Raw genomic sequence first — 19,278 nt, 5'->3', positions numbered from 1 at the left:
GATTCCTGCTCTAGCCACCAATTATGAGGATGATTTTTTCATCCTCTAACACTTGATTGTTAATGATGTTACTTGGCACCATAGCCAAGTGGTAAGGCAGAGGTCTGCAAAACCTTTATTCGCGAGTTCGAATCCCGCTGGTGCCTCCATACATATTTTTATATTTTGTAGCTGACAATGTGTTATTTGTCAGCTTTTATTATTTTTTATAAAAACTTTAGAAATTTTTATAAAAAAATTGAAAAAAAAATAGGATAACATTATAATTAGGGGTGTGATTAATATAGGTTTGTAATAGAATGGAGGATTTTGAATGAAAAGAAAATTTTTGAAATTAGTTATAACACTTTCTTTATCTGTTTGTTTTGGATTAGGTTCTTTAGTTGGAGGAGTTGGAAGACAAGCATTGGCTACTTCTGTAACTGAATCTGTTGCTGCTGAAAGTGAAGTAATGGTTGAGGATTTAGATTCTACTTCAAAAGAGTTTTATGATTTTTTGACCAAATATTCAGATTTTGATTCTTCTAAATTAAATGGAGAAGATAAAAAGTTATATGATAATATTACGAAAAATTTTGCTACATATGTTACTGATAATGAATTAGGATTAAGTGCTGAAGAACAAAAAGTAGCAGTAAATCTATTGTGGGGATTGGGCGAAGAAGATGTAAGTGATGAAGCTTTTGATGAAATTCTTGCATATGTAGGAATGGATATGTCTGGATTTGTAAAAGTTGTTATTTTTTCTTTTCAAGAAGAATTAACAGATGTAGAAGTTGAGTTTTATAATTTAATTATTAAATCACACGAACTTGATGTAACTAAATTGACAGAGGATCAAAAGAAAATATTTGATACTTTAAAAAGTAATGCTTCTAAGTTTGTTGCTAAATATGAATTAGAACTTGAGGAAGATGAGATATTTGAAATAGCTTCAATACTTTATAATATGATGGATAGTTCAACTAAACTTAGTACAAAACTTTTAACTGAAGTTGTTTATTATTTAGGAATAGATTTTTCGCTTTTTGAGGAATTATCAGGTGAATTCTTTGAAAAATTTAAAGATTATGTTCCTTCAACATCAGTAATATTTGATTATGTAAATATTGCGTATGCTATTGCTTTAGATCATGATATGAGTGCTGAAGACATAGACAATATAGCTGTTAAACTTTCAGAAGGAAATTTAACTGCTAAAGAATTTGTTTTGGGAATTTTAGATCAAGATGGATTTTATTCAGATAACAATGTATCTGATTTAGTTAATAAGCTTTATAATGTTATTCTTTTAAGAAATGTTGATGAAGATGGATTGAAGTTTTGGAATTCAAAATTAGATGAACTTGTTAAAGGTGGAAAATCTACTAAAGATGCTGTTAAATATGTTGCTAATGAAATGATGGGCAGTGATGAATTTAAAGCTATAGTAGAAGATTTTGGTTTAAAATATTAATTAGAAAAGAGACAAGCCTCTTTTAAGAGGATGTCTCTTTTTATTTTATATAGAAAAGTTCTCTGGTATTTTCATTTAAAGTATTAAATTCATATCCAAGATCTAAGAAATAATCTTTAATAAGTTTAAGTGAGTTAATTGTATTTATATTGTTTGAGTTGGTGTGCATTAATATAATTAAATTTTTATTGTTTTCAAAACGTTTTTTGTATTGATTTTTACATATTTGAAGAATTGTTTCAGGGCTATTTTGTGGGTTTATTGCATCTAATGTATCTATGTGCCAATCGTATATTTTAAAATTATTTTTATGTAGTTTATCTAAAAATATTTTATCCATTTTTAAATACGAATTTTGAGAGCCAAAAGGGAAACGAATTATTTTTGTATTAACATTAAAGTCTTTTTGCAAAAGTTTTTGTAATTCTAGATTTTCTTCTATAAAATTTTCGTGTGATGAATAGCATTTGTTTTTATTATGTGACATTGTGTGAAGTCCTATTGAATGATTCTCTTTAACTATTCTTTTTAGTACTTCAGGATTTTCGTTAACTAATTTTCCAACAACAAAAAAGGTTGCAGGTAGGCTTAATTCTTTTAGTTTATCTAAAAGTAAAGGTGTATTTTTGCATGTAGGACCATCATCAAATGTTAAATATACATATTTTTTTGTTTGTCCGTCGTTTATTGGAAAAGATTTTTGAAAATTTATTAGGGTAAAGATTAAAATTAACATAAAAATTTTATTTAAAAATTTCATGATATAATAAACTCCTTTATTTAAATTTAATCAGTAGTATAACCAGTAAAAAAATATTTAATACAACAAAAAGCAAGATGTTTAATGTAACATCTTGCTTTTTGAAAAAACAAATCTAGAAAATTTCTTTAGAAACAGTGTTATATAATTCAAGAGTTGAACAAGAACATTTTTCCCAAGAAAATTTTTTTGATTGATCATATGATTTTTCCTCTAAACTGTTTTTTAAAAGATTATTATTAGAAATAGAACATAATGCCTCAGAAATTTCTAATACATCATATGGATTAACATTGTATGAAGCATCTCCAACAACTTCAGGAATTGAGGTTAGATTTGAACTTAAAACAGCTTTTTTACAACTCATAGCTTCTAATAAAGGTAATCCAAAACCTTCGTATATCGAAATATATACAAAAAAATCTGATGCATTATAAAAAATAGGTAACTCGTTTTCGGGAATAAATCCTGTAAATATTACATGATCTTGAAGATTTTTTTCTTGTATAAGATTATTTAATATTTTAAATTCATCTCTTATATTTCCAAGTAAAATTAGTTTTGTAGGTTTATTGAAATTTTTATGTGCTTTTTCAAATGATAAAATTAAATTATAAATATTTTTACGTTTGCTGAATCCTCCTAGATAAAGTATAAAATCATAATCTATATTGTATTTTTCCTTTATAAAATTTTTGCAAAAATCTATATTTAAAGGTTTGAAAATTTTATTTGTAGCAAGAGGAGTAACAAAGATTTTATTTGGATCTACTGAGAAAAATCTAATTATTTCTTGTTTGGAGTATTCAGAGACCGTTATTATTGAAGAACTTTGTTCAATTACATATGGAATTTGTTTTAAAAAATTTTTTAAGTATGATTTTCCGACAGTTTGAGGAAGTGCGTATGGAATTAAATCATGAATAGTCACTATTATTTTAAATTTGTCTGATGATACTAGATCTTTATATCCAACTCCATTTTGAGGTATATGAAAAATTGAAGAGCTGTTCTTTTTAATAATGTTTGGTATATATTTTTGTTCAAAAAATGAACTATGTTTTCTTGAAATTAAATGTATGTTAGTATTATCTTTTTTAAATTCTTGAGGATTTTCTCCACAATAAAAAAGATCATAATTATTTTTCATATCTATTTTTAATAAATGTTTCACGAGATTTTTTGTGTAAGTTCCTATTCCAGTACCATGATATAAATGTGCACCTCGTATATCAATTGCAATTTTCATGTTGTTACCCCTTTTTGAGTATTTAAAATATAAGTATATAAATATTTTATTGATAAATAATAATAATGTTCAAAAATAATTTGAGAAGGTGGTATTAATTTGAAAGAATTGGTTTCTATAATAATGCCTGTATGTAACAATGAAAAATATTTATCAGATTCCATAGAAAGTATATTGAATCAAACTTATGAAAACATAGAATTATTAATTTTAGATGATGGTTCTAAAGATAAATCACTTTCAATTATAGAAAAATATGCTTTAGACAATAAAAACATAAGAATCATTTCAAGGGACAATAAGGGAGTAGCTAATTCTATAAGTGAACTTATTAAATATTCTAACGGAGAATACATAGCTCGGATGGATGGAGATGATATTTCATATTTAAACAGAATAGAAACTCAAATAAAATATTTAAAAGAAAATTCAGATGTATCATTGGTTGGAAGTTATGTTGATATTGAAATTAGTGATTATAAAAATGATGATGACAAACTAATGTGTGAAAAGATATTTAATTTTAAAATTGATAAAAATAATCCTAGTATTAAAATTTTAAATGGACACAAAATTTGCCATGGTACTTTTTTTGGAAAAGCAGATTTATTTAAAAAGATTGATTATAATTCAGGATTAAAAACTTCAGAGGATATAGATTTTATTTTTAACGCAATAAAGCAAAATTTTAAATTAGATATAATTCCTAAAAAATTATATTTAAATAGGGTTAATTCTAAATTTGTACATGAGCAAAAACATTTAGATAGTAAGTATAACCGTGAAATTTTAATTTCTAAAATTAAATTTTTAAAAGAAGAATTATTAAATAGAGAAATAATTATTTTTGGAGAAAGTAAGTATTCTGATGAATTATATGAAATACTAAAAAATGATAATAAAGTTAAAGTTGAAAACAATATTGAACTTGAGAAAATAAAAAATGAGTATGTTATTATTTTGGATAGAGAAAATTGTGAAAACATAGAAAATAATTTAATTTCGAAAGGTAAGAAAAATTTAAAGGATTTTGTAACGCTTTAACTTGTATTTTGAAAAAATTTTATATATCATTATTGAGAGGTGAAGGATTATGGTAGATTATTCACATAAAATACTTAATTGCAAAGAGTATAGAGATCGTAAAGAGGTTGGAATTGCAAATGTAATTCTAGAAAATTCATTAAAGTTAAAATTAGTTATAATACAATTAGGAGACGATCCATCTAGTAATTCGTACATTGGAAATAAATTAAAAGCATGTGAGAGATGTAAAATTGAGGCAGAACTTATAAAGCTGGATATAAACACAACACAAGAAGAACTTTTAAAAATTATAAATAGACTTAATGAAAGTGAAAATGTTACTGGAATACTTGTACAATTTCCTCTTCCTGCACATATAGATGCAAAAGTTATAAATGATTCTATAGTGTATACAAAAGATGTTGATGGATTTTCTATTATAAATAAAGGAAAACTTTATTCGAATGAAGATTGTTTAGTTCCATGTACTGCACAAGGAGTTATAGACATTTTAAAGTATAATGATATAGAAATTTCAGGGAAAAAAGTAGTCATTATAAATAGAAGTGATTTAGTTGGTAAGCCTCTTATGCATTTATTTCTTCAGAATAATGCAACAGTTACAGTTTGCCATTCTTATACAAAAAATTTGCAAGAAATATCATCTACAGCAGACATTTTAGTTGTTGGAATTGGAAACCCAAATTTTATAACAAAGGATTATATAAAACAAGATGCGATAGTTTTAGATATTGGAATTAGTTTTTTAGATAATAAAATATGTGGAGACGTTGATTTTTTTGATTGTATTGAAAAGTGTTCAAGGATAACAACAGTACCTGGTGGAGTTGGATTATTAACAGTTACAAATTTACTTACCAATGTAGTAAAAGCTTTTTCTATGAAAAATTAAGTAAAAATATTCGTAAATTTTAGTAAAAATAATGTAAATATTTTAGTTAAATATTTAAATTAAAAATAAATTAAAGTATAATTGGTATATAAGTTATGGAAAAAAATGGGATAAGAGGGGAATAGACTGTTGGAAAATTTGTATACTGTTAAGGAATTATCGCAAAAATATAATGTTTCAGAAAAAATAATTTATTCAAACCTTAAATCAAATGAGGAACTGAAAGAAAATATTATTTATAAAGGTAAGAGGACTTACTTAAATGAAGAGGGTGCTAAACTTTTAAATGATATTTTATGTAAAGAAATCGAGATTGAAGAGGAGTTAGAAGAAAACTTTACAAGACCAGAACAAATACAAATTAATACAGATATTAAACAAATAGAGAACGATGATATTGTACATAGAATTCAAAATATTAAAGATAGTATAGTTGATAAAACTAGTGCAGAAGAAGCTGTAGGAATTCTTCTTGAGCAGATAAAAGAGAAGGATAATTTAATAAAGAGATTAGTTTCACTTATTGAAAGCAACCAAGTTATTTTAGAGAAAGATAGGGAACAGCTTTTAGAAGATACTAGATATTATAAAACTTTGGAGATGCTCGAAGAAAGAGCAATTAAATTTGATGAAAATATTCCATATTTAAGAAACAAACTTGATTGTAAGAAGAATACAAGAAAATGGTGGAAAAAAAATACAGATTGATAAATATAGAAGCTCCTTTGTAAAATAAATTTATAAGGAGTTTTTGTATTTTAAGGGGGAGTATTATAGTGGTTAAAAAAATAGGAGTTATTTCAGATACACATGGTTTAATAAGAGAAGAAATTAATACGTTTTTTGAGGGATGTGATTTAATTATACATGCAGGAGATATATTAAGAGAAGATACAATTTGTGAACTTGAAAAAATTTGTAAGGTTGAAGCAGTTAGAGGTAATAACGATTATATGTTACCATTAACTAAGTATCCAGAGTTTAAAAAAATTACTGTAAATGACAATATAAAAATTTATGTTATTCATGATATAAATTTTATGCATGAGGATTTTGAAAACTATGATATAGTTATTCATGGTCATACACATAAACCATCAGAAGAATACAGAAATAAAACTTTAATTTTAAATCCAGGAAGTTTTGGTCCGAAAAGATTTTCACTTCCAATAAGTTTAGCGACGATTGATATTGATAAAAATTTGATAGTGAAATTTTACGAAATATAAAAAAGAGTACATTTAATTAATTAAATGTACTCTTTTCTTGTTATATTAATTTATCGATCATATTTTCAATTTCTAATTCATTTGGCATTCTATCCAAATTTTTTCTTGAAAATATTAAATCATCATTGACATAAACATCAAATATTCCATTAGTTGCAGGAATGATTTCTACTTTTGAAATATTTGTAGTATGTTTACCTAAAATATTTGTTAATAGAGTAACTACTCTAGGAAGATGATTTCAAACAGTGCAGTATTTTATTAAAATTTTCATTATATAACTTACCTTTCAAATATAAATTTTAACCAAAATCAAAATCAGCAGTATCAAGGTCTTCATTTTGATTGTTAGTGTCATCATCATTAGTGTTCGAATTTGAATTTCCACTGTTATCTGGAGGAGTTATTACTTCAGTATTATTATCTGGAGGCGATGTTTCATTATCAGTTGAAGTATTATTTCCATTATTATCGGTTGAAGTATTGTTTCCACTGTTCTCAGGTGGAGTTATTATAACATCATTATCAGTATTACCAGAATTTCCAGGGTTATTTGTATTATTATTTCCATTTTCAGGTTTGGTTTCTATATCTGTATTATTTTCATTACCTGAATTTGAGTTATTGCCTGAATTTTCATTATTATCTGGAGGTATTACTTCGTTATCAGTTGAGTTATTATTTCCATTATTTTCATCTGGTTTTGCGTTTGATTCTGGATTATTAGTATTAGAATTATTATTGTTATTGTTGTTGTTGTTGTTGTTGTTGTTGTTTTCAGGAGGTGTTGATGTGTTTCCATTATTTATATTGTCATCAAACCATCCTTCATCTGGATCAACTCCATCTTGGTCTAAATCATCTTCTATCGGTTCATATTGAGAATTATCATAAACTTTAGGAGCAACGTATTTTTGGTCACTCAAATATACACTTGGAGTATAGTTTCTTTCAAGATATATACGAGTTTCTCTTAAATAATTAGGAGTATTAGCGGTTGCTATTGCTCCAGTAAGAGAGTTTACAGTTACAGGTATATGAATATCACAAGTGCGAGTTGGAACTGTTCCCTTAGCAAAAATTTCAGTNNATAACAATATGATGTTGCTAATAAACCAGAAACACTGCATATATTAGCAGAAACTATATCTTCTGGTCTAGGAATATCAACTGGTGGCAAAGATTCGTGTGCAAAGGACATTATTTTACCAAATAAAGCACTTGCAGTAGATCCACTAAACGGTTTATTTCCCCATTTGTCTTTTAATTCTGTAGGTTTATCTGCACCAATCCATACAGCTCCAGCCATATAAGGTGTTATTCCAGCAAACCATAAATCTTTATTATTTTCTGTTGTACCTGTCTTACCTGCAACAGGTATATCCCCAAATTTAGCTGGTCTAGAGGAATATCTTTCAACAGGTCCTTTTAATAAATCATACATTATATAAGCAGTTTCAGGAGTAACAACTTGTGTTTTCTCTGGAATATTTTCTAAGATAACTTTACCATTTTTGTCAACTACATGAGTATAGGTGATCGGTTCTGTTAGGATTCCTCCATTAGCAAATACACTATATGCAGCTGCTAATATTAGAGGATTACCTCCATCTAAATCATTAGGGTCATTATTAAATTGACCAAGGGCTAATGTAGCAATACTTGTTTTGGAATTTTCGTTATAATGTAATCCAAATTTTTCACCATACTCTAAAGCCTTATCTAAACCAACTAGATCAGTTATTTTTATAGCAGATAAATTTATTGATCTTTCCAGCGAATATCTAACATTTGTATATCCGATAAAGTTTCCTTTTACTTCATTACTTGGATTCCATCCACCATATTTGGATGAAAGTTCTTTTGATAAAGGAGAATCTTCAACACCTGTTCCAGCGTGACCTAATTTTAAATCAATAAGAGGAGTATATGCAGTAAGAGGTTTTGCTGTAGATCCTATTGATCTTAAAAACTTGTCGGATGCTGCACGGTTATATGAATTAGCACTTTGTTCACCTCTACCACCTATAATTGATTTTACATGACCAGTTTTAAAATCAATTACAACGGATGACATTTGAGGTTGTTTTATTCCATTTTCATCAGTCCATTCACCAAGATTTATATAATTTGTTGCGTTGTCTAAAATATATTGTGAATGTTCCTGTAAAGCTTTATCCATAGTTGTATATATTTTAAGTCCATCGTTTCTTAAGTGTAATTTGATTTCTTCGTCAGTGTAACCATATACTTCTTTTAAATCTTTGGTAAGTTCTTTAACAACAGGTCTTGAAAACCATTCATAGTTATAACTATCACTAATTCTTTTAATATTAAATCCAATTTGATCATTATTAACTTCGTTTACAGCATTATTGTGTTCTTCTTGAGTGATGTATCCAAGTTCTAACATTTTACTTAGTACAGTTAAAGTTCTATTTTTGTAGAATTGACTATCTTCAATGTTAGCAGCACTAGAATAGTATTTTGTTGGATGTTGAGTAGATCCTGCCAAAAAAGCAGATTGAGCTAAAGTTAAATCACTTGCATTTTTGGAAAAATATTGAAGTGCTCCTGCTTCTACTCCATAAGCATTACCACCAACGAAGATAGTATTTAAATAAACTTGGAGAATTTCATCTTTTGACATTTGCTTTTCTAATTCTAAAGTAAGATAAATTTCACGAATTTTTCTTATTATTGATACTTCATTTGTCAAAATATTATTTTTTATAACTTGTTGAGTTATTGTAGATGCACCATGAAGTCCTGATTCTTTATTTATTATTTTTTTGATATCAGTTAAAACTGCACCTATTATACGTTGTATATCTATACCTGAATGTTCATAAAACCGTTCGTCTTCTATAGCTATGAAAGCATTACGTAAGGTGAGTGGCATCTCATCTAATGATATAACGTATCTTTTTTCTGCCGTTAAAACTTCATCCATAAATTCACCATTAGCATCAAAAAGCTGAGAAGCTTGATCTAAATCTGTAACAGCTTCTATTGTTAATGGAGGGGAAGTCTTAACTATTGCGAAAACAAATCCTGAAATTGTAACTATACCTATCAACGATATAACTAATATAAAAATTAAAAATACCTTAAAAAAATTCTTAACTTTATTATTGTTGTTATTGTCATTTTCGTTTTTTGGCTGGTTCGGAGTAATTGCGTTATTATTATTATTTGAATTTGAACTAGTACCAGAGTTATTATTGTTTGACATATATACCTCCCAGTAAATTCTTGCTTGTTGTTTGATAAGGTTACCAAATTTATATAGTTAAGTATTAAATTCAATAAATCATGTTGGTAACATTGTAAAATAAATTCTCCAACAAATTTTAAGATTATAAATTTAGCTATTATTTAAAAATAAAAATCTAAAATGCTTTGAAAAATTTTAAATATATTGTCGTTTTTTACTTTTATTATTTTTATTGTTGTGTGAATTTAAATTATCATTTTACACAAAGTTTTCCCGCAAATTTTTATTTGTTTTTTGATGAGATTGTCAAAGTAAATTATATATCTATCAAAAAAAAATGTAAATACAATGGGTTAAAACAAATGTTTGTAATTTATATAATTAAAGTTAAAATTTAACTTTAATTGTTTTGAATCTTATTTGGATATTTTAGATTCTTTCATGAAATTAATAAACTATACTTTTGAATAGCTTAATTTTTATAAAAATTACAAATAATTTAATTTAGAACAATTAATTTAATTTAGAACAATATTAAATAGACAATATTTTTTATAAAGAGTATAATTCAAAGCATGTGAGGTGATCTTTTGATATACGGAGAGATAGATGGTGTAAAAAAATCTTATATACAAGAACTTGAACTTTTATATGACGTTAAAGTTAATAAAAATTTTATTATTGATGAATTTGTTTTAAAAAAAATTGCTGAAATAAGTTTGAAGATAAATAAAGAGATTTGTGTGGTTATATCAAGACTTGGAATTGTACATAGTATTTCAATCGGAACAAATGTGAATGCAGAAATTAAAATTGATTCAAATGAAAAAAAGAAATTAAGTGGATATAGAGTTGTACATACTCATTTAAATTCATTTCCTAATTTGTCAAATGTCGATATAGCTTCCCTTAAAAATTTAAAACTTGATGCAATTTCAGCAGTCAATGTTACTAATGAAAAATTATTAAAAAGTTTTTCAATTGGATTTTTAAATTTTGATAACCAGAATAATTTTACTGAAATTATTTTTAAAGAAGAACAGAAATATTTTAATTTTGATATTTTTTCAGTTATTCAAGAGATTGAAAAAAATCTTAAAGTTGAAATTTATGATAATGAAATAAATGAAAATACAGTTTTAATTGGATGTGATTCTAAAGAAAGTTTAGAAGAATTAAAAGAGTTGGCTTTTGCTTGTAACGTTAATATTTGTGATATGTTTTTTCAAAAACGAGAGAAAATTGATAAGTCTTATTATATTGGAAAAGGAAAACTTCAAGAAATTTTACAGTCAACTTATCACAAAAATGTGGATGTTTTAATATTTGATGAAGATTTATCTCCTTCTCAAATTAGAAATTTAGAAGAATTTTCAGGAATTAAAGTTATTGATCGAACAAATTTAATTTTAGAAATATTTGCTAGGCGTGCAAAATCAAAAGTTTCAAAATATCAAGTTGAACTTGCACAATTAAAATATAGGTATTCAAGATTAAAGGGTCTTGGTTTTGTTTTAAATAGAACAGGTGGAGGAATTGGAACACGAGGTCCAGGAGAAAAGAAACTTGAAACTGACAGAAGACATATAAGAAATAGAATTGATTATTTAAAGGAACAATTAAAAATTATTAAATCTGAAAGAAATGTTCAAAGAGAATGCAGAATAAAAAATAAAATTCCTCAAGTGTCTATAGTTGGTTATACTAATGCAGGTAAGTCAACTTTAAGAAATTATATTTATTCAATATCAAATGATAATGTTTTAGAAGATAAATTTGTATTTGAAGCTGATATGTTATTTGCAACACTCGATACAACTACAAGAAAAGTTGTTCTTCCTAAAAAAACTATAATTTCTCTTACAGATACAGTAGGTTTTATAAAAAAGCTTCCGCATGACTTGGTTGAAGCTTTTAAGTCTACCCTCGAAGAAATTATTTATAGTGATTTATTGATTCATGTTGTAGATATTTCTTCAAAGACTTGGAAAGAAGAAATAGAAACAACAGATTTTGTATTAGGAGAAATCGGGATAAAAAATCCAAATAAAATTTTGGTATTTAATAAAATAGATAAATTAAAAGACTCAGAGTTTCAAGATATTAAAACAAAAATAGAGGCTGATTATGGAACTCATTCTATATTTATTTCAGCTATTGAAAAAATTAATATAGATGGGCTGTTAGAGAGTATAGAAAATAAATTGAATGTTACTAATAAAAATATTTCAGTCAATATACCTTATAGTGATTATTCAATTTTAAATTCTATTTATAATAATTACATTGTTCTAAAAGAGGAGCATTTAGATAATGGTACTTTTGTAAATTTTGATGTTCCTGAAGATGATTTTAAAAAATATGAAAAATATATAATTAAAGATTTGGAGAAATAGATTTTGGATTATAAAACTGTTTTAAGAGAAGGCATTTATGAATTCGAAGAAAAGAAATCTGTTTTTATTGGTTATACAAAACGTGTTGAAAATGAAAATGAGGCAAAAATTTTTATAGATAAAATTAAACACAAACATAGTGATGCAAGACATAATGTCTATGGGTATATAATCGGTAAAGATATGATGATTCAAAGATATACAGATGATGGAGAACCACAAGGAACAGCAGGTATACCAATAATAGAAGTTATAAAGAAAAATGATTTAAAAGATATCGTTGTTGTTGTTACTAGATATTTTGGAGGAACTCTTTTAGGCGTTGGAGGTTTAACAAGAGCTTATGTTAAATCCGCGAGTGGTGCTATAAAAAATTCTCAAATAGCTAATAAGATTTTGGGAAACAATATTAAAATAAAAGTTAATTATGATTTAATAGGTAAAATTCAATATTTTTTTAATGAAAATAAGATAGATGTTAAAAATATTCAATATGAAGATAAAGTGATTTTTGAAATTAGATGTGAGAAAAATAATTTAGAAGAGATAAAATTAAATATCATAGAGTTAACATCAAACAATTTAGATATTGAAATTGGTGAAGATGTTATGTATTTTAAAAGTGAGGGTAAATATTATTTAGATAATGAAATTTAAAAATGGGAGAATGGTTTATGGCTTTAAATGATAATAATGTAAATATTTCGTATATAAAGTCTATGATAAAGGAGTTTGAAATAGAGCGTGGTTGGGATAAATTTAGGAATCCTAAAGATTTAAGTATGAGTATTGCTATTGAAGCAGCAGAATTGATGGAGATATTTCAGTGGGATACAACAGATGAGGCTTTAAAAATAAAAGAAAGTGATAAGTTTGAACATTTTGGAGAAGAGTTGGCAGACGTGTTTATATACACTGTATCGTTAGCTAATAGTTTAGATATTGATTTGTTTGAAATTGTGAAGGATAAATTACATAAAAATTCTATAAAACATCCAAAAATTAAATAGGGGGATAAAAATGGCTGGTCATAGTAAATGGCATAATATACAGGCGCGAAAAAATAAAGTAGATTCAAAAAGGTCAAAAATTTTTACAAAACTTATAAAAGAAATATCTGTTGCAGCTAAAATTGGCGGTGTTAATATTGAAGGAAATTCTAGATTAAGAGATGCTATAGAAAAGGCTCAGCAAAATAATGTTCCAAGAGATACTATTGAAAGGGCTATAAAAAAAGGTTCTGGAGAGTTAATGGGAAATAATTATGAAACTCTTATTTATGAAGGATATGGACCTTTTGGTGTGGCTGTAATAGTTAAAACTCTTACGGATAATAAAAATAGAACTGCAGGAAATCTAAGATTTTTATTTTCAAAAAACTCAGGAAATTTGGGATCAAGTGGATGTGTTAAATACATGTTCAATGAAATTGGTGAAATTGTCGTAGATATATCTCAAAATATAAGTGAAGATGAAATAATGGAAATAGCTTTTGAACATGGAGCTTATGATTTTCAAACTCATGAAAGAGATGGAGTTTATGTTATTAAAAGCAATGTTGAAAATTTTAGAAAGATAAAACAAGAATTAGAAGTAGAGGATATAGATTTTTTAGAAGCAGAAATACGATTGCAATCAGACAATTATATTATGTTAAATAATGATGAAGAAATTGAAAAATTTGAAAAGTTTATTGATATGTTAGAAGAAGATGACGATGTTCAAGAAGTTTATCATAATGCGGAATATTACGAAAAATAATAAGTTTTATAATGAAATATTTTTAATTTAAAAGACGTATGCAAGGTAGCAGCGTCTTATTTTTATTTATGGAATGATAAATTTGTATAAAATTTACACAAAGTATACATACTGTTAATGAGGAGTGAGAAATTATGGAAATTAAATTTTTGAAAGATAAGAAAAAAAGATTTATTATAGTTGCTTCATTATTACTTTGTGTTTCAATTTTTTTATTGACTTATTTAATTACATATAATTTAAATAAATTAAATAGCAATGTAAATTTTGTAAATAGAAATAATTATGAAATTATGTCAAAAAACAATACAAGAGAACTTGTTATAGTAAATGAAAATTCTGAAGGAGAGTTTTTAGAGAAGAATAGAATAAAGCTAGAATTATCTGATATAAATAAAATTTTTACCGACATGTATCCTTTGGGAGGATATGAAATAATTGATTTTAATGATAAATCTATTATCTTAAAAGAGGTTGATGATAAAAAGTTTGATCCTAATATGTATTATATTGGTGAAAAAGATGGTTACATAACTGTGTTTAAGTCAGATGAAGATGGAAATTTGTTCATCGAAGATGAATCTTTAGATATAAGTAGTAAGAAGGTTGAATCATTACCAATAGCTGATAGAGAATTGGTTGTTAATTATGAACTAAAGTCGCATGAAAGAGAAGATGTACAAGATATATTAAGTGAACTTGAAACTTAATCTATTCATTAACTTGAAAAAAATTTTTTTGAATGGTAAATTTATATTGTTAGTTTGGATATATGAAGGTTGAGTTTTATGTATGAGTATATTGAAGGAAAATATAAAGGTTTAAATAAAGATTATGTTATTATTGATAACAATGGTATAGGATATAAAATATTTACATCAGGAAATAGTATTTGTTCAATGCCGTTGTTAAATGAAAATGTGAGATTATATGTTGAACAAGTAGTAAGACAAGATTTTATAGGATTGTATGGTTTTATAGATAAACAAGAGTTAGAGATGTTTTTAAAGCTGATAAACATAAATGGTATTGGTGCTAAGGCAGCTTTGTCATTGTTATCAGTAAATACAGTTGATACTCTAAAAAAAGCAATTTGTTGTTCTGATGAAACTATTCTTATGAAAGCTAGTGGAGTAGGTAAGAAAAGTGCTCAACGTATAATATTGGAATTAAAAGATAAATTTAAAGTTGATAATAATCAAGAAATTATGGATGAAAAATCTTACGTTGATACTAATTATAAATCGTTAGAAGCAACACAAGCTCTTTTATCTTTAGGATTTGAAGAAAAACATATCAATGTAGTTCTGTTGGAAGTTATGGAAAGATTTCCAGACGAATCTCTAGAGTCTATTATTAAAGAGTGTTTAAAAAATCTTATGAGGTAATTATTGTGGATGAAAGATTAGTTGGTGCATCATTCTCTGTTGATGATGTTAAGGAATATAGTTTAAGACCGTTAAGGTTAGATGAGTATATAGGTCAAGAAAATGTTAAGAAAAATTTGAAAGTTTTTATTGAAGCGGCAAAAATTAGAAAAGAACCTTTAGATCATGTTTTGTTTTATGGTCCACCTGGTCTTGGGAAAACTACTTTAGCTAGTATTATTTCTAAAGAAATGAATTCTAATTTAAAGGTTACATCGGGACCTGTGATTGAGAAGCCAGGAGACTTAGCTTCTATACTTACTTCTCTTGAAGATAGAGAAGTTCTTTTTATAGATGAAATACATAGATTGAGCAGGACTGTTGAAGAAATATTATATAGCGCTATGGAGGATTATTGTTTAGATATTATTATTGGTAAAGGTCCACAATCTAAATCAATTAGAATTGATTTATCTAAATTTACTTTAGTAGGTGCTACTACTAGATTAGGTCTTTTAACATCACCATTGCGTGACAGATTTGGTGTTATACTTGCAATGGATTATTATACAAATGAAGAGTTAAAGAAAATAATTACACGTTCTTCTAAAATACTAAATGTTGATGTGACAGATGAAGCAGCGTTAGAGATAGCTAAAAGGTCTAGAGGTACTCCAAGAATTGCCAATAGACTTCTTAGAAGAATACGTGATTTTGCACAGGTTAATAATACTAATGTTGTAGATATTTTATTAGCTAAAGAGTCATTGGAAGTTTTAGAAGTTGATGAGATGGGATTGGATAAAATAGATAAAAAAATATTAAATGCTATTATTTATAATTTTAATGGTGGACCTGTTGGAGTTGAAACAATAGCTCATTTTTTGTCTGAAGAATTAAATACGTTGGAAGATGTATATGAACCATTTTTGATTCAGCAAGGTTTTTTAGTTAGAACTCCGAGGGGAAGAGTTGCTACAGAAAAAGCTTATAGTTATTTTGGTATAAGAAAATAAATTTATTTGGAGTAAGTTATGGATATAAATCTTTTTGATTTTCATTTACCATCTGAATGCATAGCACAAAAGCCATTAAAAAATAGACAAGATTCAAAAATGATGGTTGTCAATAGAAATAATGATACGATAGAGCATAAAAATTTTTGTGATATTATTGATTATTTGAATAAAGATGATGTTTTGGTTTTAAATAATACTAGAGTTATATCAGCTAGAATTAAGGGAATTAATATTGAATCAAATGGCAAAATGGAAATGTTGTTGGTTAGAAATGTTAAAGATAATATTTGGGAGATAATGTGTAAACCAGGAAAAAGAGCTTTAATTGGCAAAAAGTTTCTGTTTGGAGATGGAAAACTTGAAATAGAGATTATAGATATTAAAGACGATGGAAATAGAATTGCAGAGTTTAAATTCAATGGCAATATTTATGAAATATTAAATGAAATTGGTGAAGTACCACTTCCTCCGTACATAAAGGAAAAATTAAATGATAGTGAGCGTTACCAGACAGTTTATTCAGACAAAATAGGTTCTATAGCAGCTCCTACAGCTGGATTACATTTTACAGATAATTTATTAAATGAAATAAAATTAAAAGGTATAAAAATTGTATATATTACACTTCATGTGGGATTAGGAACATTTATGCCTGTAAAAGTAAATGATTTAAATGAGCATAAAATGCATTCAGAATATTATGAAATAAAAAAAGAGGTAGTTGATATTATAAATGTTGCTAAAAAAAATGGAAATAGAGTAATATCCGTAGGTACAACTACGATGAGAACACTTGAAACTGTAGCATCAAAGTCTGATGATGGATTGTTATTTGAATCGTATGGATATACAGATATTTTTATAAAACCTGGATATAACTTTAAAATAGTAGATTCTTTGATAACAAATTTTCATTTACCTAAGTCTACACTTTTGATATTAATTAGTGCATTTTATGATAGAAATAAAATTTTAGATGCATATAGTGAAGCTATTTTAAATGGTTATAGATTTTTTAGCTTTGGTGATAGTATGTTCATTATATAAATAAGGAGAAGTTATTGTGTTATACAAGATATTAAATACTGATGGTATGGCAAAACGTGCAGAATTTAAAACTGTACATGGTACAATACAGACACCTGTTTTTATGAATGTTGGAACTTTAGGTGTTATAAAAGGAGCGGTATCTACTATTGATTTAGAAAAGATAAATTGTCAAGTTGAATTATCCAACACGTATCATTTACATATTAGACCAGGAGATGAAATTATTAAAAAACTTGGTGGTATACATAAATTTATGAATTGGCAAAAACCTATTTTGACAGATTCAGGAGGATTTCAAGTTTTTTCTTTAGCTAGATTAAGGGATATAACAGAAAGAGGAGTAAAGTTTAATTCTCATATAGATGGTAGAAAAATATTTATAGGACCAGAAGAAAGTATTAGAATTCAAAGCAATTTAGGTTCAACGATTGCTATGGCTTTTGATGAATGTATACCTAATCCTTCTACTAGGGAGTATGTTAGTAATTCGGTTTCTAGAACTACAAGGTGGCTTGAAAGATGTATTGTTGAAATGGATAGACTTAATAAACAAGAAGATACAGTAAATAAAAATCAATTGCTCTTTGGTATAAATCAAGGTGGTGTATATGAAGATATAAGAATTGAACATGCTAAAATTATATCTGAATTTGACCTTCCAGGTTACGCAATAGGTGGACTGGCTGTTGGGGAAAGCACAGAAGAAATGTATGAAGTTTTAGATAAAGTTGTACCATATTTACCTAGAAATAAACCAATATATTTAATGGGAGTTGGTACACCAGAAAATATATTAGAGGCTGTGGAACGTGGAGTCGATTTTTTTGATTGTGTTTTACCAGCCCGAAACGGAAGACATGGACAAGTTTTTACAAATAAAGGAAAGATAAATTTATTGAATAAAAAATTTGAATTAGATGATAATCCTATAGATGAAGAATGTAAATGCGAAGCATGTTGTAATTACTCAAGAGCATATATAAGACATTTATTTAAAGCAAAAGAAATGCTTGCATTAAGATTGTGTGTATTGCATAATCTTAATTTTTATAATACACTATTACGAGATGTAAGAAAATCTATTGAGTTAAATGAATTTTCCAAGTTTAAAAAACAAAAGCTTGAAGATTGGAAAATGATTTGAGGAGGTATTTATGGCATCTTTTGTTAATTTACTTATACCTATTGTTTTTTTGGTAATTTTGTATGTTATAATGATATTACCTGAAACTAGAAGACGAAAGAAGTATCAATCTATGTTAGATAATTTAAAAGTTAATGACAAAGTTGTTACTCGTGGTGGTATAGTTGCGAAAGTTATATCAATTAATGATGATAAAAACGAGGTTGTTTTGGAAACTGGTCCAGATAGAGTTAGAATGACTTTTTTAAGAAATGCAATTGGATCAGTAACTGTTGAATCAGTTGATAAAAATTCTTCTATTGTTAACGAATCTAAAGTTGAAAGTAACACAGAAAAATAAAAAATGTTGGGCATTTGTTTAAAACAAATGCCTTTTTAATTTGAAATTATTTTTATAAATATGGTATAATTCTTGAGAATTAATTATTAATGGGGGAGATGTAATGAAACATATAAAAGTTATTGTTAAAAATACAATTAAAGATACAATTAAAGATACAAATTGTAAGGAGTGTGCTAATTCTTGTCAATCTGCATGTAAGACATCTTGCACTGTAGCTAACATAGTTTGTGAAAAATAGTTTAAGATTAAATCAGTTTTCAATTTGTAATAACAATTAAATATTTGAATTTATTTTTGATAGACTGATTATTTCAGTCTATTTGTTTTTTATAATTGTAAGGAGAGTAT

19 protein-coding genes, 1 tRNA gene and 1 pseudogene are annotated in these 19,278 nt (G+C 26.4%); 17 read left to right on the top strand and 4 right to left on the bottom strand.

Annotated features, from left to right (window positions below):
• Positions 1-74 precede the first annotated feature (74 nt).
• Positions 75-149 (top strand) — tRNA-Cys (locus tag A6P36_RS02330).
• A 164-nt stretch (positions 150-313) separates the two neighbouring features.
• A complete protein-coding gene (locus A6P36_RS02325) occupies positions 314-1,456 on the top strand; it encodes a DUF4214 domain-containing protein (RefSeq protein WP_066760620.1) in 1,143 nt (380 codons plus the stop codon).
• Positions 1,457-1,496: 40 nt separating this feature from the next.
• Here the strand turns inward: A6P36_RS02325 and A6P36_RS02320 are convergent, their stop codons facing one another.
• Together A6P36_RS02320 and A6P36_RS02315 are read right to left on the bottom strand one after the other, a co-directional pair.
• A complete protein-coding gene (locus tag A6P36_RS02320; RefSeq protein ID WP_066760618.1) occupies positions 1,497-2,216 on the bottom strand; it encodes a polysaccharide deacetylase family protein in 720 nt (239 codons plus the stop codon).
• Positions 2,217-2,331: 115 nt separating this feature from the next.
• Positions 2,332-3,465, bottom strand: coding sequence for a glycosyltransferase family 4 protein (locus tag A6P36_RS02315; RefSeq protein ID WP_066760616.1), 1,134 nt, complete (start codon positions 3,463-3,465; stop codon positions 2,332-2,334).
• A 99-nt stretch (positions 3,466-3,564) separates the two neighbouring features.
• Between A6P36_RS02315 and A6P36_RS02310 the strand changes: the two genes are divergently transcribed.
• The 4 genes from A6P36_RS02310 to A6P36_RS02295 all read left to right on the top strand — a co-directional run bounded on the left by A6P36_RS02310 (position 3,565) and on the right by A6P36_RS02295 (position 6,633).
• A complete protein-coding gene (locus A6P36_RS02310; RefSeq protein ID WP_066760615.1) occupies positions 3,565-4,509 on the top strand; it encodes a glycosyltransferase family 2 protein in 945 nt (314 codons plus the stop codon).
• A gap of 49 nt (positions 4,510-4,558) precedes the next feature.
• The gene (locus A6P36_RS02305) at positions 4,559-5,404 is read left to right on the top strand and encodes a bifunctional 5,10-methylenetetrahydrofolate dehydrogenase/5,10-methenyltetrahydrofolate cyclohydrolase (RefSeq protein ID WP_066760613.1); all 846 of its coding nucleotides are present in this window, start codon (positions 4,559-4,561) and stop codon (positions 5,402-5,404) included.
• 129 nt (positions 5,405-5,533) lie between these two features.
• A complete protein-coding gene (locus A6P36_RS02300) occupies positions 5,534-6,112 on the top strand; it encodes a hypothetical protein (RefSeq protein ID WP_242861627.1) in 579 nt (192 codons plus the stop codon).
• A 68-nt stretch (positions 6,113-6,180) separates the two neighbouring features.
• Positions 6,181-6,633: a metallophosphoesterase family protein gene (locus A6P36_RS02295; protein ID WP_066760609.1), complete on the top strand. Its 453-nt coding sequence runs from the start codon at positions 6,181-6,183 to the stop codon at positions 6,631-6,633.
• Between the two features lie 40 nt (positions 6,634-6,673).
• Here the strand turns inward: A6P36_RS02295 and A6P36_RS08475 are convergent.
• Both A6P36_RS08475 and A6P36_RS02290 read right to left on the bottom strand, forming a co-directional pair.
• A pseudogene (locus A6P36_RS08475) lies at positions 6,674-6,856 on the bottom strand (Rdx family protein); the annotation flags it as partial.
• 867 nt (positions 6,857-7,723) lie between these two features.
• Positions 7,724-9,868, bottom strand: a 2,145-nt coding sequence (locus A6P36_RS02290) for a transglycosylase domain-containing protein (protein ID WP_242861626.1), incomplete at its 3' end; no start/stop codon positions are given.
• 572 nt (positions 9,869-10,440) lie between these two features.
• Between A6P36_RS02290 and hflX the strand changes: the two genes are divergently transcribed.
• The 11 genes from hflX (at position 10,441) to scfA (ending at position 19,168) form a co-directional block, all read left to right on the top strand.
• Positions 10,441-12,246 (top strand): GTPase HflX, encoded by a 1,806-nt coding sequence (gene hflX, locus A6P36_RS02285; protein WP_066760607.1) that lies wholly within the window; start codon positions 10,441-10,443, stop codon positions 12,244-12,246.
• A gap of 3 nt (positions 12,247-12,249) precedes the next feature.
• The gene (locus A6P36_RS02280) at positions 12,250-12,903 is read left to right on the top strand and encodes a YigZ family protein (protein WP_066760606.1); all 654 of its coding nucleotides are present in this window, start codon (positions 12,250-12,252) and stop codon (positions 12,901-12,903) included.
• Positions 12,904-12,920: 17 nt separating this feature from the next.
• Entirely contained in the window at positions 12,921-13,256 is a 336-nt protein-coding gene (locus A6P36_RS02275; protein WP_066760602.1) for a nucleotide pyrophosphohydrolase, read from the top strand.
• A gap of 10 nt (positions 13,257-13,266) precedes the next feature.
• A complete protein-coding gene (locus tag A6P36_RS02270; RefSeq protein ID WP_066760598.1) occupies positions 13,267-14,007 on the top strand; it encodes a YebC/PmpR family DNA-binding transcriptional regulator in 741 nt (246 codons plus the stop codon).
• Positions 14,008-14,141: 134 nt separating this feature from the next.
• The gene (locus A6P36_RS02265) at positions 14,142-14,717 is read left to right on the top strand and encodes a hypothetical protein (protein ID WP_066760596.1); all 576 of its coding nucleotides are present in this window, start codon (positions 14,142-14,144) and stop codon (positions 14,715-14,717) included.
• A gap of 78 nt (positions 14,718-14,795) precedes the next feature.
• Positions 14,796-15,395 (top strand): Holliday junction branch migration protein RuvA, encoded by a 600-nt coding sequence (gene ruvA / locus A6P36_RS02260; protein WP_066760595.1) that lies wholly within the window; start codon positions 14,796-14,798, stop codon positions 15,393-15,395.
• A gap of 5 nt (positions 15,396-15,400) precedes the next feature.
• Positions 15,401-16,390: a Holliday junction branch migration DNA helicase RuvB gene (gene ruvB / locus A6P36_RS02255; RefSeq protein ID WP_066760622.1), complete on the top strand. Its 990-nt coding sequence runs from the start codon at positions 15,401-15,403 to the stop codon at positions 16,388-16,390.
• 18 nt (positions 16,391-16,408) lie between these two features.
• Entirely contained in the window at positions 16,409-17,440 is a 1,032-nt protein-coding gene (queA, locus tag A6P36_RS02250; RefSeq protein ID WP_066760592.1) for a tRNA preQ1(34) S-adenosylmethionine ribosyltransferase-isomerase QueA, read from the top strand.
• Between the two features lie 13 nt (positions 17,441-17,453).
• Complete coding sequence (gene tgt / locus A6P36_RS02245) at positions 17,454-18,587, top strand: tRNA guanosine(34) transglycosylase Tgt (protein WP_082917562.1); 1,134 nt, start codon at positions 17,454-17,456, stop codon at positions 18,585-18,587.
• A 10-nt stretch (positions 18,588-18,597) separates the two neighbouring features.
• Entirely contained in the window at positions 18,598-18,927 is a 330-nt protein-coding gene (gene yajC, locus A6P36_RS02240; protein WP_066760589.1) for a preprotein translocase subunit YajC, read from the top strand.
• Between the two features lie 103 nt (positions 18,928-19,030).
• Positions 19,031-19,168 carry a six-cysteine ranthipeptide SCIFF gene (scfA, locus tag A6P36_RS02235; RefSeq protein WP_066760588.1) on the top strand — a complete coding sequence of 46 codons (138 nt, stop codon included), beginning with the start codon at positions 19,031-19,033 and terminating at the stop codon, positions 19,166-19,168.
• Positions 19,169-19,278: the final 110 nt, after the last annotated feature.

The sequence above is a fragment of the Candidatus Arthromitus sp. SFB-turkey genome, assembly GCF_001655775.1.
GTDB lineage: Bacteria > Bacillota > Clostridia > Clostridiales > Clostridiaceae > Dwaynesavagella > Dwaynesavagella gallinarum.
This window is presented reverse-complemented; position numbering and strand designations above follow the sequence as displayed.